Origin of the sequence: Pseudomonas sp. 34 E 7 (assembly GCF_900005715.1) — a bacterium.
In the GTDB taxonomy this organism is placed as follows: domain Bacteria; phylum Pseudomonadota; class Gammaproteobacteria; order Pseudomonadales; family Pseudomonadaceae; genus Aquipseudomonas; species Aquipseudomonas orientalis_A.
Window position 1 is genome coordinate 1 of the sequence record NZ_CVTX01000094.1, and the last position, 14,095, is coordinate 14,095.

At 62.1% G+C, this 14,095-nt stretch carries 17 protein-coding genes; 5 read left to right on the forward strand and 12 right to left on the reverse strand.

Going from position 1 to position 14,095, the window contains the following annotated elements:
* Positions 1-223 precede the first annotated feature (223 nt).
* Together BFP96_RS06335 and BFP96_RS06340 are read right to left on the reverse strand one after the other, a co-directional pair.
* Positions 224-1,012, reverse strand: a complete 789-nt coding sequence (locus tag BFP96_RS06335) for a substrate-binding periplasmic protein (RefSeq protein WP_065891649.1) — start codon at positions 1,010-1,012, stop codon at positions 224-226.
* Positions 1,013-1,103: 91 nt separating this feature from the next.
* On the reverse strand, positions 1,104-1,727 hold the full coding sequence (locus tag BFP96_RS06340) for a TetR/AcrR family transcriptional regulator (protein ID WP_065891650.1): 624 nt from the start codon (positions 1,725-1,727) through the stop codon (positions 1,104-1,106).
* Positions 1,728-1,952: 225 nt separating this feature from the next.
* Between BFP96_RS06340 and BFP96_RS06345 the strand changes: the two genes are divergently transcribed.
* Both BFP96_RS06345 and BFP96_RS06350 read left to right on the forward strand, forming a co-directional pair.
* Positions 1,953-2,495 (forward strand): exonuclease domain-containing protein, encoded by a 543-nt coding sequence (locus BFP96_RS06345; protein ID WP_065888362.1) that lies wholly within the window; start codon positions 1,953-1,955, stop codon positions 2,493-2,495.
* A 197-nt stretch (positions 2,496-2,692) separates the two neighbouring features.
* Entirely contained in the window at positions 2,693-2,974 is a 282-nt protein-coding gene (locus tag BFP96_RS06350; RefSeq protein ID WP_065935846.1) for a pyrimidine/purine nucleoside phosphorylase, read from the forward strand.
* Positions 2,975-3,023: 49 nt separating this feature from the next.
* Here BFP96_RS06350 and BFP96_RS06355 read toward each other — a convergent pair whose 3' ends face one another.
* Both BFP96_RS06355 and BFP96_RS06360 read right to left on the reverse strand, forming a co-directional pair.
* Positions 3,024-3,827, reverse strand: coding sequence for an MOSC domain-containing protein (locus BFP96_RS06355; RefSeq protein WP_065935847.1), 804 nt, complete (start codon positions 3,825-3,827; stop codon positions 3,024-3,026).
* 40 nt (positions 3,828-3,867) lie between these two features.
* Positions 3,868-4,803, reverse strand: a complete 936-nt coding sequence (locus BFP96_RS06360) for a chemotaxis protein CheV (RefSeq protein ID WP_065888359.1) — start codon at positions 4,801-4,803, stop codon at positions 3,868-3,870.
* Positions 4,804-5,345: 542 nt separating this feature from the next.
* Here BFP96_RS06360 and BFP96_RS06365 point away from each other — a divergent pair.
* The 3 genes from BFP96_RS06365 to BFP96_RS06375 all read left to right on the forward strand — a co-directional run bounded on the left by BFP96_RS06365 (position 5,346) and on the right by BFP96_RS06375 (position 7,671).
* Positions 5,346-5,795, forward strand: coding sequence for a hypothetical protein (locus tag BFP96_RS06365; protein ID WP_170875985.1), 450 nt, complete (start codon positions 5,346-5,348; stop codon positions 5,793-5,795).
* A 326-nt stretch (positions 5,796-6,121) separates the two neighbouring features.
* Entirely contained in the window at positions 6,122-7,015 is an 894-nt protein-coding gene (locus BFP96_RS06370) for a sensor histidine kinase (protein WP_065891654.1), read from the forward strand.
* Positions 7,012-7,671 (forward strand): response regulator transcription factor, encoded by a 660-nt coding sequence (locus BFP96_RS06375; protein WP_065897702.1) that lies wholly within the window; start codon positions 7,012-7,014, stop codon positions 7,669-7,671. The genes BFP96_RS06370 and BFP96_RS06375 overlap by 4 nt, the downstream gene beginning before the upstream one ends.
* Here BFP96_RS06375 and yegS read toward each other — a convergent pair.
* The 8 genes from yegS to BFP96_RS06415 form a co-directional block, all read right to left on the reverse strand.
* Positions 7,630-8,550, reverse strand: coding sequence for a lipid kinase YegS (yegS, locus tag BFP96_RS06380; RefSeq protein WP_065897701.1), 921 nt, complete (start codon positions 8,548-8,550; stop codon positions 7,630-7,632). The genes BFP96_RS06375 and yegS overlap by 42 nt on opposite strands.
* 656 nt (positions 8,551-9,206) lie before the next feature.
* Entirely contained in the window at positions 9,207-9,599 is a 393-nt protein-coding gene (locus BFP96_RS06385; protein WP_065888355.1) for a DUF2802 domain-containing protein, read from the reverse strand.
* A complete protein-coding gene (locus tag BFP96_RS06390; protein WP_057721368.1) occupies positions 9,600-10,082 on the reverse strand; it encodes a chemotaxis protein CheW in 483 nt (160 codons plus the stop codon).
* Between the two features lie 78 nt (positions 10,083-10,160).
* Entirely contained in the window at positions 10,161-10,952 is a 792-nt protein-coding gene (locus BFP96_RS06395) for a CheW domain-containing protein (protein WP_065935848.1), read from the reverse strand.
* Positions 10,952-11,740 carry a ParA family protein gene (locus BFP96_RS06400; RefSeq protein ID WP_065888353.1) on the reverse strand — a complete coding sequence of 263 codons (789 nt, stop codon included), beginning with the start codon at positions 11,738-11,740 and terminating at the stop codon, positions 10,952-10,954. Before BFP96_RS06400 ends, BFP96_RS06395 begins: the two co-directional genes overlap by 1 nt.
* Before the next feature lie 50 nt (positions 11,741-11,790).
* On the reverse strand, positions 11,791-12,678 hold the full coding sequence (gene motD, locus BFP96_RS06405; protein WP_065935849.1) for a flagellar motor protein MotD: 888 nt from the start codon (positions 12,676-12,678) through the stop codon (positions 11,791-11,793).
* A gap of 142 nt (positions 12,679-12,820) precedes the next feature.
* Entirely contained in the window at positions 12,821-13,561 is a 741-nt protein-coding gene (locus BFP96_RS06410; RefSeq protein ID WP_065888351.1) for a flagellar motor protein, read from the reverse strand.
* Positions 13,561-14,095 (reverse strand): chemotaxis protein CheB (locus BFP96_RS06415; protein ID WP_305118405.1); only part of this gene is annotated, 535 nt, incomplete at its 5' end. The genes BFP96_RS06415 and BFP96_RS06410, both read right to left, overlap by 1 nt.

Sequence of the window (14,095 nt, forward strand, 5' to 3'; positions counted from 1 at the left end):
TTTTGCGCTTTTCAAAAGTGAGCCGCCGTCAGGGCGGAACCCTAAGTGGCCGTTACCTAAATAATGGATATGTACTCGATCTGATCCAACATCCCGGCCAGCCCAGAGGCCGCCATCGGGGGCAAGCCCCCTCCCACATTTGGACCGGGGCCGTCACAGGATACCGGTCGGCTCCAAGGCCGCCATCAGGAGCCCCCCCTCCCACACTTGATCAACTGCGGCCTCAGCGCAGTGGCGTTATATCAATCCGATACGGCGCGAAAATCCTGAGCATCTGGCCGTTATCCCGCAAGCGCTTGAGCAACTCGGCAAAGACCGGCCCGGTGATCGGCGCCTTGGGCCGCAGCAGCGCGTAATGGTGATAGACCTGATCAATGCGCTCCGACACCAGGAACTTGTCCGCCATGTTCGCGTTGCGCACCATGAAATCACTCAGGTACGAACGAGTGACCAACGCAATATCGGCACGCCCGCGCGCGACCATCAGCAAGTTGCTGTCATGGGAATACGTCAAGGTAGCGTTGAAGTGCTCGGCCAGGTACTTGGGGTCGGGGTTGAACTGGGCGAAGGCGTAGTGATAACCGCTGAACACCGCCAGGCGTTTGCCGGCCAGGTCGGCGAAAAAGCGCTGGTCGCGACCGGGCTCACGCTCGGCCACGAAGATTTCAGCGTCTTCCAGCCCCATGTCGACGCTGGTATGGGCCACATTGGTCCACCCCCAGGAGGGGTTTTCAAAGATCGCCATGTCCACCCGGCCCTGCTCGAAATCGCGAAAACGCCGGGGGATCGAGGTGGGCACCAGCACGAACTGATAGTCGCTTTGCACGGCGTTCAACGCTTCGACCAATTGCGGCAGCAACCCGGTATCGGCGCCTTGCTCAGGGCGTACGGTATACGGCGGAAAATGCGCCGCGCCGACCCTCACCAACTGCGCGGCGCCGGCTTGCGTCCACCCTGCGGTACCCAGCGCCCAAAATGTAAGTCCTGCAGCCAGCCGCCATGGCGAAAACATCTAGGCACACACCGTTGAATTCTATGATGGCGATAAGCTAGGCGTTTTTCCCGGGGGAGACAACGCTTGCCGGTAAATTGATAGCTGCGCCTCAATCCGCCTTGAGCACCATCAGCAGGGCTTCTTCAGCCAGTTCTTCGAGCGTCAGGCTGCCCTGGGTGCGGAACCAGGTGGTGGTCCAGGACAACGCGCCGGTCAGGAAGCGCCGGGTGATCAACACGTCGCCCTTGATGTAGCCGGCAGCCTTGACTTCGTCCAGCACCTGCAGCCAGATGTGCTCATACACGTCGCGCAGGGCAAGTACCCGGGCCTGGCCTTCGGCAGACAGTGAACGCCATTCGTACACCAGCACCGCCATCGCCTCACCGCTGCCGCCCATGATCGACTGCAATTCGCAGCGGATCAGCGCCCGCACGCGCTCGCGCACAGTGCCCGCCTGCTCCAGCGCGGCGCGCATCATCGCGGTGTTGTAGAGGATGGTTTCTTCCATCACCGCGCGCAGGATCTCGTCCTTGCTCTTGAAGTGATGAAAGATGCTGCCCGACTGGATGCCCACCGCGCCGGCCAGGTCGCGCACGGTGGTGCGCTCGAAGCCCTTGTTGCGAAACAGGTGCGCTGCGGTTTGCAGCAACTTGCCCCGGGCGCTCTCCGGGTCGGTCAATTGGCCAGCGTCGACCATGGTGCGCATCACCCGCAGGGCTTGATGGTCATCCATGCTGCTTTCCCTTATGTCTACTATCGTCTTGGCGGGCAATTTAGGCCGTGGCCGTCAACCAAGCAAGCGCTTGGGCAAAACTTGTGTACAGGGTTTACAAACCAGGCGCCTGCCTGGTGGCATCGCAACCCGCCATTGGAAGATTGAATAAGCCCCCTGGGCGGAACTACACGGCCCGGCTACGCTCTATCCCCATCAGGACAGGAACAGTACGGGAACCTGCGCATGCCTCATTGGCTGATTATTGACCTTGAAGCCACAACAGATGACGGCGGCTGGCCCGTGACGGAGATGGAAGTCATCGAAATCGGCGCGAGCCTGGTCAACCGCCAGGGTCGCGAGCTGGATCACTTCCAGCGCTTCGTGCGACCGCTGCGGCGGCCACTGCTGACGCCCTTTTGCCGCCAATTGACCCATATCACCCAGGCCAACATCGACGCGGCAACGCCCATCACCGAGGTGTGGCCGCTGTTCGAACGCTGGCTGGGCCAGCATCGGCCCCGCCTGGAGGGCTGGGCCAGTTGGGGCGATTACGACCGCGTGCAGCTTGAACTGGAATGGCAACGCCATGGCCTGGCCAGCGCGCTCGGCCAGACGCCCCATGTCAACCTCAAGCAACGCTTCGCCAAGGCCCGGCGCTTGGACAAGCCCCTGGGGCTCAATGGCGCGCTGCAATTGGCGGGTATGCAGTTCGTTGGCCAGCAGCATCGCGCCCTGGAAGATGCGCGCAACACGGCGCGCCTGCTGCCGTTGATTTTGCCGGTCTAGGCAGCTCTGAAAGGCTTGGGCATACTGATCAAACTTTTGCCTTAATGCTGCCCACCTGTAGGAGCGAGCTTGCTCGCGAAGATCGCCAACGATAACGCAGCACATCTGGGTTAACGGGGTGCTCTCAGGTTTTCGCGAGCAAGCTCGCTCCTACAGTGACTGGCGTAAGCTTTGACCCTTTTTACGAGGATTCACCCATGTTCAAAGTCAACGAATACTTCGACGGCACCGTCAAGTCGATCGCTTTCGGCACCGAGGAAGGTCCGGCCACCATCGGCGTCATGGCCCCGGGTGAATACGAATTCGGCACCGCCCAGCGTGAAATCATGCACGTGGTCTCCGGCGCCCTGGTCGTCAAACTGCCTGATGCCGAGTGGGAAACCTTCGCTGCCGGCAGCCAGTTCAACGTACCCGCCAACAGCAAGTTCCAGTTGAAGGTCGCCGAAGACACCGCTTACCTGTGCGAATACCGCGGCTAAACGCCCACCGGCGCAAAAAAATGCCCGTCTCCTGCGAGACGGGCATTTTTCATTCCAGCACCGTCACCGGCATGCCGACTTCCAGCCGTCCAACCCCATCGTTGACCAGGTTCTGGCCGAACATCGCGCCCTGCTCGGTGCTGCGATAGGCCTGCAGGGTCGCGAACGGCTCGCGGTCCGGGCTGCGCTCGCCGGTCTGCGGGTCGATGGTGGTGAGGATGCAACGTGAGCAGGGCTTGACCACGCGAAACTCCACCGCGCCGATGCGCAAGCGTTTCCAGCCGTCCTCGGCAAAGGTCTCGGCGCCGTCGATGACCAGGTTGGGGCGAAAGCGCAGCATGTCCATCGGCCGGCCGATATGGGTGCATAAATCGTCCAGGGAAGCCTGGCCGATCAGCAGCAAGGGGTAACCGTCGGCAAAGCCGACCTGATCGCTATCATGGCCAAAACCATGCTGGGTGAAGCGTGCGCGATCCACGGGCATATGCACCAGGCGCGTCGGTTTACCGATGAAGGCGCTGACCCAGGCCGCCGCTGCATCGCCTGCGTCCGGCACGCGCAGGGTGTCGTGCCAGATGGTCACACCGCGCAACGCGCCGGCGCCCGGCAGTGCCACGTCCAATGTCCCATGGCCCGGCGAACTGAGGGTCAGGCCGCCCGCCGTGTTCCACAGGGCAGTCAACTGGCTCATCTTCGCCACGGCGCGTTGCGTGAGGAATCGCCCGCTGGCTTCGTCCACCAGCATCCAGCGTCGATCCCCTTCAAGCCCCAGCTTATCCAGGCCAATCTGCTGCAGGGCCTCGGCCTTGCCGGACTTCAAGGGGTAACGGTACAACGCGCTGAGACGGAGCATGGGCCTGCTTTCCTGGGGAACAAAGTGTCACACCCTAAAGTCAGGCGGGCACTTCGTCCAGCATCAGACGCTCACGCACCACATCGACCAGTTTGTCGGGCTGGAACTTGGAGAGGAAATTGTCGCAGCCGACCTTCTTCACCATCGACTCGTTGAAGCTGCCCGAGAGCGAGGTGTGCAGCACCACGTAGAGGCCACGCAGGCGCGGGTCGTTGCGGATTTCGGTGGTGAGGCGATAGCCATCCATCTCGGGCATTTCGGCGTCGGTGAAGATCATCAGCAGTTTGTCGGTCATCACCTGGCCGCTGTCGGCCCAGGCCTTGAGCATGTTCAGCGCCTTGAGGCCATCGCTGGCAATGTGCATCTTCACACCCAACTGGCCGAGCGTGTCACGCAATTGCGAGAGCGCCACGTTGGAGTCGTCCACCAGCAGCACTTCGCGGCCACGGGCGCGCTCCAGCACCGGGTCTTCGAGTTTTTCCCGGGAGACCTTGGCGTTGTAGGGCACGATTTCAGCCAGGACTTTTTCCACATCGATGATTTCCACCAACTGGTCATCGACCTTGCTGATGGCGGTGAGGTAATGCTGGCGCCCGGCGCTGGCCGGCGGCGGCAGGATGGCTTCCCAGTTCATGTTGACGATGCGGTCGACGCCACCCACCAGGAAGGCCTGCACCGAGCGGTTGTACTCGGTGACGATAATGGTGCTGTTGGGCCCTGGCACCAACGGGCGCATGCCGATGGCCTGGGACAGGTCGATCACCGGCAAGGTCTGGCCGCGCAGGTTGACCACGCCACACACAAAGGGGTGACGCTGGGGCATCAGGGTCAGCTTGGGCAGTTGCAGCACTTCCTGCACTTTGAACACGTTGATCGCGAACAGCTGTCGCCCGAACAGGCGGAACATGAGGATTTCCAGGCGATTCTCACCCACCAATTGCGTGCGTTGATCTACCGTGTCGAGAATGCCGGCCATTAAGAGCTCCTGGTGTGCATGTCAGTTCTGCGAGTGCGCAGTTCATATAGGCAAGTTATCGGCGCCAAACGCCAGACCTTGACCCCGGTAAAATGCCATGTAAATGCATTGATGTCACACTGACATCATGCTTTACTGCATTCACCCCCCATAGCGCTGTATCGCGGCGGCGCGGGACATTCGAATCGACGTGCGGTTCCACTGCGTAGGGGATTCCCCTATGCGCAATCAGGCCTGACCTGATATTCGCGATATCTAATAGCCATTAATGTGACGCCATTCTCATTGCATGAATGGAGTCACGCTTTTGTTTGCCATCCCAAGCCCTGGGCCCGCCGGCCTTCCAGGCACTCACGTATCGGCAACTGAAGTTGTGGCATCCCGCTCAGCCGGGGTTACGCACGACTTTCGCGAGCATTTCAATAAAGCTCCTACAGGCATTTCGGAAGCTACCTACAAGACCCAATCCTATTTCAGCGCTAGTTTAAGCCATTCACCCGGTGCGACATCTCATCACCCGAGCTTGAGTTGCGGAGACATGCATGATGAATAGCGCGAACGAATGGCAAACGGCACTTCCCGAGTTTCTGCGGGAGGCCGAGATGCTGCTGATCAAGTCCCAGGAGTGCTTGAGCCATCTGCATTTGATCCGTGACGACAGTGACGCCATCGACTGCATGAAAACCAGCCTGGCCAAACTGGCTGAAAAGGCCGACAACCTGGCACTGCAAGCGATCAGCGATTTCTCGCGGCGCCTTCAAGTGCTCATTACCAACGCCCGCCCCCCCCTGCAATTGCACGACCAGGCATTGGATGCGTTGCATGACTGCCTGACGCTGCTGGCCTGGCAACTGGAGCTGATCGACACACGCACCGGTGAACTGCCCCTGGACGAGAGTGAGCAAACCGCCTTGATCGCGCTGGCGACCTTGCAGATTCCGCAAAAGGAGTTCAATCACGCGCCGCAGCCACGCTTGCATCACGGGACTTGAGCCTTATGCAGGTCGTATTTGATAATCCACCTATCCAAAAACGACCGATGATGGCAAAACAGGCGTAAATATCCATTAGCCATCCATGCAATAACGATACAAACCAACTGTATTAATACAACTTCACTGTTTAACGCTGGGAATACTCTCCAGAGTATTTGCGCGGGCCATAAACCAATCAGGCGACCAACGGTAACAGGGGTGGTACTATGGCGCCACTCGAAGTGACTCAACTTCATCATGTTTAAACACGACTCGGCAGCGTATTCCAAACAGAGCCCGGCCAACCGGTCTCCCCGCAGCGAACCCTCAGTGGCTTCATTCGTATGTACGCCAATCTAAAGCCACTTTTTTCCAGGTCTGTGTCGCGCAGCACTGCACGCCGTATCGTCCTCGCGCTGTGCCTGTGTTCGCTGTCTGCCAGCGCATGGGCGTACGTACACGCATCGCCCTTGTCGCTATTGATCCTGCTGCTCAACCTGGCCACGCTGGCGGTGGTGGGCCTGCACCAATGGCGTTCGCGCAAATCGATCAAGTTCCAGCCCCAGGAATTGGCCGACCGCCTGTTGCAGGTCCAGGAAAACGAACGCCATCGCCTCAGCCGCGAGCTGCACGACGACATCGGCCAACTGCTGACCGCCGCCAAGCTGCAAACCGAATGGCTGCAGCGTCGCCTGCCGCCGGAGCTGCAGGATCAATGCACGGCGCTGTGCAATACCCTCAATGAAACCCTGGCCAAGGTGCGCGACGTGTCCGCCATCCTCAACCCGCGCCAGTTGGCCAGCCTGGGCCTGGAAGCGAGCTTGCGCGCGCACCTGCTCAAGACCCTGGGGAAAACCCAGGTGTGCTGGAGCCTGGAATGCCCGCAACGGCTGGCGGGTATTCCTGAAGAAATGGCCGTGGCGGCGTTTCGTATCACCCAGGAAGCGGTGACCAACATGCTCCGTCACGCTCAGGCGCACAACCTGCGGGTGCGCCTGCAACGCCTGCCCGAAGGCCTGTCGCTGATGATCTGCGATGACGGCCTGGGCTTTTCGCCCGCCACCGACCCAGGCCGCGAAGGCCAGCGCGGCATGGCCGGCATGTACGAGCGGATGGACCAACTGGGAGGCACCTTGTCCGTCAGCAGCGAGCCAGGCAAAGGTACGCGGATCGACGCGTTGTTCCCCTGGGCGCCTCGCGCCCTCGAACGGGCCGGCGCCCCTGAGGTTGCCCGGTGACCTGCAACCTGCTCCTGGTGGATGACCACGCGCTGATCCGCGCCGGCGTTCGCGCGCTGATCCTGGATATTCCCGGCTACAACGTGATCGGCGAAGCCAGCGACGGCGCGCAATTGCTCGAGCAGTTTCGCGCCCTGCAGCCGGATATCGTGCTGCTGGACCTGTCGATGAAACACACCGGCGGCCTCGACGCCCTGCAGCAACTCAAGGCGGCCTACCCCAAGAGCAAGGTGCTGATCCTGTCGATGCACACCGAGCCCGACTTGATCATGCGCGCGCTGGAGTCGGGCGCTCACGGCTACCTGCTCAAAGACATGACCGGCAACGAGCTGGAACACGCCCTGCGGGCCTTGCGCAACAACGAGCGTTACCTGAGCCCGGCCATCGCCCACACGGTGATCAACCAGGCGCTGATCCGCAGCCAGGGCGCGGCCTCGCCCGTGCCCCACAGCCACAACCTGACGGCGCGACAGCTGGAAATCCTGCGCTTGATCGTGCGTGGCAAGTCCACCCGGGAAATCGCCCACGGACTGGGCCTGAGCATCAAGACCGTGGAAGCGCATCGCTCGCAGATCATGAAGCGCCTGCAGATTTTCGACGTGGCGGGCCTGGTGTTATTCGCGGTGCGCGAGCAGATCATCAGCCTGGACGACTAGGGGCGAACCCAGCGGCAGGTGCACCCGCAGGGCCTTGGGCACCGCTTCGAAATGCAGGTCGTCGCCTTCCAGCGGCTCGCCATCGAGGTTGATGTACAAGCCCTGCGCGCCCTTGATATTGACCCACGGCAGGCGGGCGCGCACGAACATGGTGTCCAGGCCCCAGCCATTGCTCATCAGTTCGCGCAGGGTGCCGACCACCTCCTGGGGTGCCGGCAGGATGCTGACGTCCAGCAACCCGTCATCGGCCAGCGCATCGGGGCACAGCACATGCCCGCCGCCGGCCTGGCGACCGTTGCCGATGCCCAGCGCGAGCAACTCGCCTTTCCACTGGAAATCGGGGCCTTCCAGCTCAGCATAGGCGGCCTTCAATTCACTGAAGCGCGACAACCCGGTGAACAGGTAGGCGGCACCCCCGAGGACTTTCTTCAGGTCTTCGGACGTGTTGGCGGTGACCTGGCTGCCGAAGCCGCCGGTGGCCATGTTGAGGAAGATCTGCCCGCCGACCTGGCCGAGGTCGATTGCCCTTGGCTCGACATCCAGCAACGCGAGGGCACCGGCCGGCTCCAGCGGCACACCGGCGGCCTTGGCGAAGTCGTTGGCGGTGCCCAGGGGCATCAACACCAGGCTGGCGTCGGTGCCGGCTTGCGCCATCGCTTCGGCGACATCGCGCAAGGTGCCGTCGCCACCGCCGGCGATGATATGGGTATAGCCGTTTTCCAATGCCTCGTTGACCAGGCGCAGCGCATCGCCGCCCTCCCACGTCACCCGCACCGCCAGCTCCCAGCCCTGCTCACGACGGGCGAGCACAGCCGCACGCACGTCCTCGTTGAGGGCTTGTTTGCCGTGGAGAATCAACAGGGCTTTGGGTGTGGTCATTTAAGGGTATCTCCTGGGTCAAGGTGCTTGCAGGATGTTGACCCTTGGGGACGGGGAAAAGTCTGTGGCTCAAGAAAATTGATTGATGTATGGCAATCGACATGTGGGAGGGGGCTTGCCCCCGATGGCGGCCTCTGGGCTGTCCGGGATGTTGGATTGGAACGAGTACATATCCGTTTCTGCGGTAACGGCTGCTTAGGGTTCCGCCCTGACGGCGGGTCACTTTGGAAAAGCCCCAAAGTAACCAAAGGGCTCTTGCCCCACCACTCGGCACCTCGCCTAGGCTCGGTGTGCCCGAACGCAGGCTTGAATCCGTGGGCCGCCGCAATGGGCCATCCATGGCCCAGTGCGGCTAACCCGGCGTCCTGCCGGGTTGCCCACGGATTCAAGCCTGCGTTCGGCCAGCGTGGTTTAACGGGGCGCCTAAGATCACAAGCAGATCAAGATCAAGAGCGACTCGCTTCGCATCGTGGTTACGGTTGGGCGCTGCTGAGTTGGGTAGATACCTATGCCCCGATAGCGGTGTGTCAGCCAGCCAGTGTTCAGCTGACAAACCGCCATCGGGGGCAAGCCCCCTCCCACACTGGATCGAGGACAGCCGCAAGATCGCCACAGGCTTGCCCCCTCCCACATTGAACCGAGCAAGCCAGCCCGAATCAGCTCTTGTGCAACTTGCTCATCAACTGCGCTTCGGCATGGGTCAGGCCGCACGACTGGGTCAGTTCGTCCACCGTCGCGCCCATGCCCACCAGCTTGGCCGCCTGGGCGAACGACAGGTTGGCAGGATCGCGCTGTTCCAACTGCACCAGCTTGTCCGGCAACGGCCCGAGAATCGCGCGCAGTTCATGCACCTCATCGCCTACCCGCACCGCAGTCTGCTGGAAATGATCGACGCGTTTGACCAGCTCCAGAATGCGCCGGTCACGCACCGCATCGCGCTCGGCCTGTTGCAGGACCGACTCGCGTTGCTGGCGCATGTAGCGCAGCAGGAATGCCAAGGTCCCGGCCCACAACAGGGCCAGGACAATCACCGCCGCCTCAAGGAACAATCAGATGCTCTCCAGTTCCGACCACTCTTCTTCGCTCATCATTTTGTCCAGCTCAACCAGAATCAACAGCTCGTTGTTCTTGTTGCACACGCCCTGGATAAACTTGGCGGATTCTTCGTTGCCCACGTTCGGCGCGGTTTCCACTTCCGATTGGCGCAGGTAGACCACTTCGGCGACGCTGTCGACCATGATCCCGACCACTTGCTTGTCGGCTTCGATGATGACGATGCGCGTGTTGTCGTTGACATCGGTCGGCGCCAGGCCGAAGCGCTGGCGGGTGTCGATCACCGTCACCACGTTGCCGCGCAGGTTGATGATGCCCAGCACGTAGCTCGGTGCACCCGGTACCGGGGCGATCTCGGTGTAGCGCAGCACTTCCTGCACGCGCATCACGTTAATGCCGTAGGACTCGTTGTCCAGTTTGAAGGTCACCCATTGCAGGATCGGATCATCCAAACCTTGTGCGGACGCTGACTTGTTCATCTTTCTGACCCCTCAAATGCCGCTATCGACGGCGTGTGTGCTAATGGGCCGCGCAACCGCACGACCTTTATTGTCCAATCAACTGCGTTTGTTCTGCGCCATCGTCTTGACTGCGCCACTGGCGATCAACTCGGCCAGTTCGGCGACGTCGAGCAATGCGCACATGTGTTCGATCACGGTGCCCGCCAACCACGGCCGTTGGCCACGGTGGCTGCGCCATTTGATTTCGTTCGGGTCCAGGCGCAACGAGCGGCTGACTTGATGCACCGCCAGCCCCCACTCGTAACCCTGCACGGAGATCACGTACTGCAGGCCCTGTTGAAAATCGTCACGGTAGCGGTCGGGCATCACCCAGCGCGCCGTGTCCAGCACCTTGAGATTGCCGGCCTGGCTGGGCAGGATGCCGAGAAACCACTCCGGCTGCCCGAACAGTGGCGTCAGCTCCTGGCCTTCCAGGGAATAGATCGAGCCCAGGCACACCAGCGGCACCGCCAGGGTCAAGCCGGCCACATCGAACAACAGGCATTCGAACGGCTCGGCGGCCCAGGACGGGCGACCGTCACCGGTCACCGGCGGCGGCGTGATGCTCGGCGGCAGGTGCACTTGCACGATCGGCTCGACCACCACCGGCGCCACCCCCTCAGGTGTGATCGGCAGCACCACGGGCAGCGCCTCGACCCGGGCATCGCGGGCCTGCTCCTCGAGCACCGCCAACTGGAACTCATCCAGCGCCGCTTCGACCTCAATGATCGGCTCCGGCACCAGGATCGGTTCCGGCAGTTCTTCGGCGGTCGCGTCCTGCAGCAAGGCATCCAGGTAGGATTCCAGTGCCAGTTGCGGCCGGGTCTTGTATTGAACGGGACGGTTCATCACGCCACCTGCGCCACAAGTTGCTGGGACAACAGGTGCTTGAGCAACGCCCGATACGCCAGTACGCCGCGGCTCTTGCCGTCGAACTGCGACGGCGTAAGCCCCGCGCGGCTGGCGTCGCGCAGGCGCGTGTCCACCGGGATGTAGCCATTCCAGATGCTGTCCGGGTAGCCATCGCGCAGTACGCGCAGGGTGCCGAGGGACGCCTGGGTACGTCGGTCGAACAAGGTCGGCACGATGCTGTACGGCAGCGCCTGTTTGCGCGAACGGTTGATCATCGCCAGGGTGCTGACCATGCGCTCCAGGCCTTTGACGGCCAGGTGCTCGGTCTGTACCGGGATGACCAGTTGCTGGCTGGCCGCCAAGGCATTGACCATCAGCACGCCGAGCAAGGGCGGGCTGTCGATGATCGCGTAATCGAAGTCCTGCCACAGTTGCGCCAGGGTCTTGGCGATCACCAGGCCCAGGCCGCTCTGGCCCGGCGACTGGCGTTCAAGGGTGGCCAGGGCGGTGCTGGACGGCAACAGCGAAATACTGTCACTGCTGGTGGGCAGCAGCAGTTGCCGGGGCAAGTCGCTCGGCACGCTGCCCTTGTGCAGGAACAGGTCGTAGCAACTGTGTTCCAGCGCATCCGGGTCGTAGCCGAAATAGCTGGTCATGGAGCCGTGGGGGTCGAGGTCGACCACGACCACGCGCTTGCCCGCCTCGGCCAGCAAGCCGGCTAAAGCGATGGAAGTGGTGGTCTTGCCGACTCCACCCTTTTGATTGGCAACTGCCCAGACTCTCATTCGGTTGATTCCTCCCGGTGGGCACAGGCGCGACCGAGACATTGCATAGGTTATTGAGCCGGTGACGGAGAATTGACGGAGCTTGTCCGCACCGGCGGTTTTGCAGGGGCCGGTGCAGTTTGTGTGCCAGCGCGCCGCAATGCCGCATCCGGTGTTGCATTTGCCGTGCCGGTGCCGGTCAGGCTGCGGCGTACATCCAGGTTACGTGACACCACCAGCACCACGCGCCGGTTGCGCCCGCGGCCTTCGGCCGTGGCGTTATTGGCCACCGGCTGGAATTCACCGTAGCCCACCGACGCCAGGCGCTGGGGGTTGACCCCCTGCATCGCGAGCATGCGCACGATGCTTGCCGCGCGCGCCGAGGACAGTTCCCAGTTGGTCGGGTACTGCGCAGTGCTGATCGGCACATTGTCGGTAAAGCCTTCGACGTGAATCGGGTTGTCAAACGGCCTGAGGATCGCCGCCACCTTATCGATGATGGTGAAGGCCTGGTCGCTCGGCAACGCATCGGCGCTGGCGAACAACAGGCTGGAATTGAGCTCGATCTCCACCCACAACTCATTGCCGCGCACGGTCATCTGATTGGACTTGATCAGGTCACCGAACGCGGCGCTGATATCGTCGGCGATGCTTTTGAGCGGGTCGCTGGTGCCGCCGATGCCTGCGGCGGTTTCATCGCTGTCGTTGACCAGTGGCTTGGCCGGCGTCACCGTCTTGGGCCGTTCTTCGCCAATGGGAATCGGCTTGAGCGCGCGCTCGGAATCGTTGAACACCCCGACCAATGCCTGGGAAATGATCTTGTACTTGCCTTCGTTGATCGACGAGATCGAGTACATCACCACGAAAAACGCAAACAGCAAGGTGATGAAGTCCGCGTAGGACACCAGCCAGCGTTCATGGTTGACGTGCTCTTCAGGCTCGCGACGGCGACGGCTCACAGGCGCTCCCCTCCACACACCGAATCACCTGTAGGAGCGAGCTTGCTCGCGAAAAACCCGAGAGCAACGCGTTTATCCAGGATACCCGCGTTATCGTTGACGATTTTCGCGAGCAAGCTCGCTCCTGCAGTGTTCATACCCATCAATCCGAGAAGCCCTGGAGCTTCAGTTCGATGGAGCGCGGGTTTTCGCCCTCGGCAATCGACAGGATGCCTTCGAGCAGCATTTCGCGGTAGCGGGACTGGCGCATGGCAATCGACTTGAGCTTGCTTGCCACCGGCAGCAGCACCAGGTTGGCGCTGGCCACGCCATAGATGGTGGCGACAAACGCCACGGCAATGCCGCTGCCCAGTTGCGAAGGGTCAGCCAGGTTGCCCATCACGTGGATCAGGCCCATCACTGCGCCGATGATGCCGATGGTCGGCGCGTAGCCGCCCATGCTTTCAAACACTTTGGCCGCATTGATATCGCGGCTTTCCTGGGTGTAGAAATCCACCTCGAGGATGCTGCGGATCGCTTCCGGTTCGGCGCCGTCGACCAGCAGCTGCAGGCCCTTGCGTGCATAGCTGTCGGGCTCGGCATCAGCCACGCCTTCCAGGCCCAGCAAGCCTTCCTTGCGGGCGGTGAGGCTCCAGTTGACCACACGGTCGATGCCGCCTGCCATGTCGACCCGTGGCGGAAAAATGATCCAGATCAGAATCTGCATGGCGCGCTTGAACGAGCTCAGCGGCGACTGCAGCAACGCAGCGCCCACGGTGCCGCCGATCACGATCAGCGCCGCCGGGCCGTTGGCCAGGGCGCCGAGGTGGCCGCCCTCCAGGTAGTTGCCGCCGATGATGGCGACAAACGCCAGGGTGATGCCGATCAGGCTCAAGACATCCATCAGAGGCAGGCCTCCACCAGATGCTTGCCGATGTCGTCCAGGCTGTAGACCGCGTCAGCCAGGTCGGCCTTGACGATGGCCATGGGCATGCCATAGATCACACAACTGGCTTCGTCCTGGGCCCAGATGGCGCTGCCGCCCTGCTTGAGCAGGCGCGCGCCTTCACGGCCGTCGGCGCCCATGCCGGTGAGCACCACCGCCAGAACTTTGTCGCCATAGGACTTGGCCGCCGAACCGAAGGTGATGTCCACGCACGGCTTGTAGTTCAGGCGCTCGTCGCCCGGCAGGATCTTGATCGCGCCACGGCCGTCCACCATCATCTGCTTGCCGCCCGGCGCCAGCAGCGCCAGGCCGGGGCGCAGGATGTCGCCGTCCTCGGCTTCCTTGACGCTGATGCGGCACAGCTTGTCCAGACGCTCGGCGAAGGCCTTGGTGAAGGCGGCGGGCATGTGCTGCACCAGCACGATGGGCGCCGGGAAGTTGGCCGGCAGTTGGGTCAATACACGCTGCAAGGCCACCGGCCCGCCGGTGGAC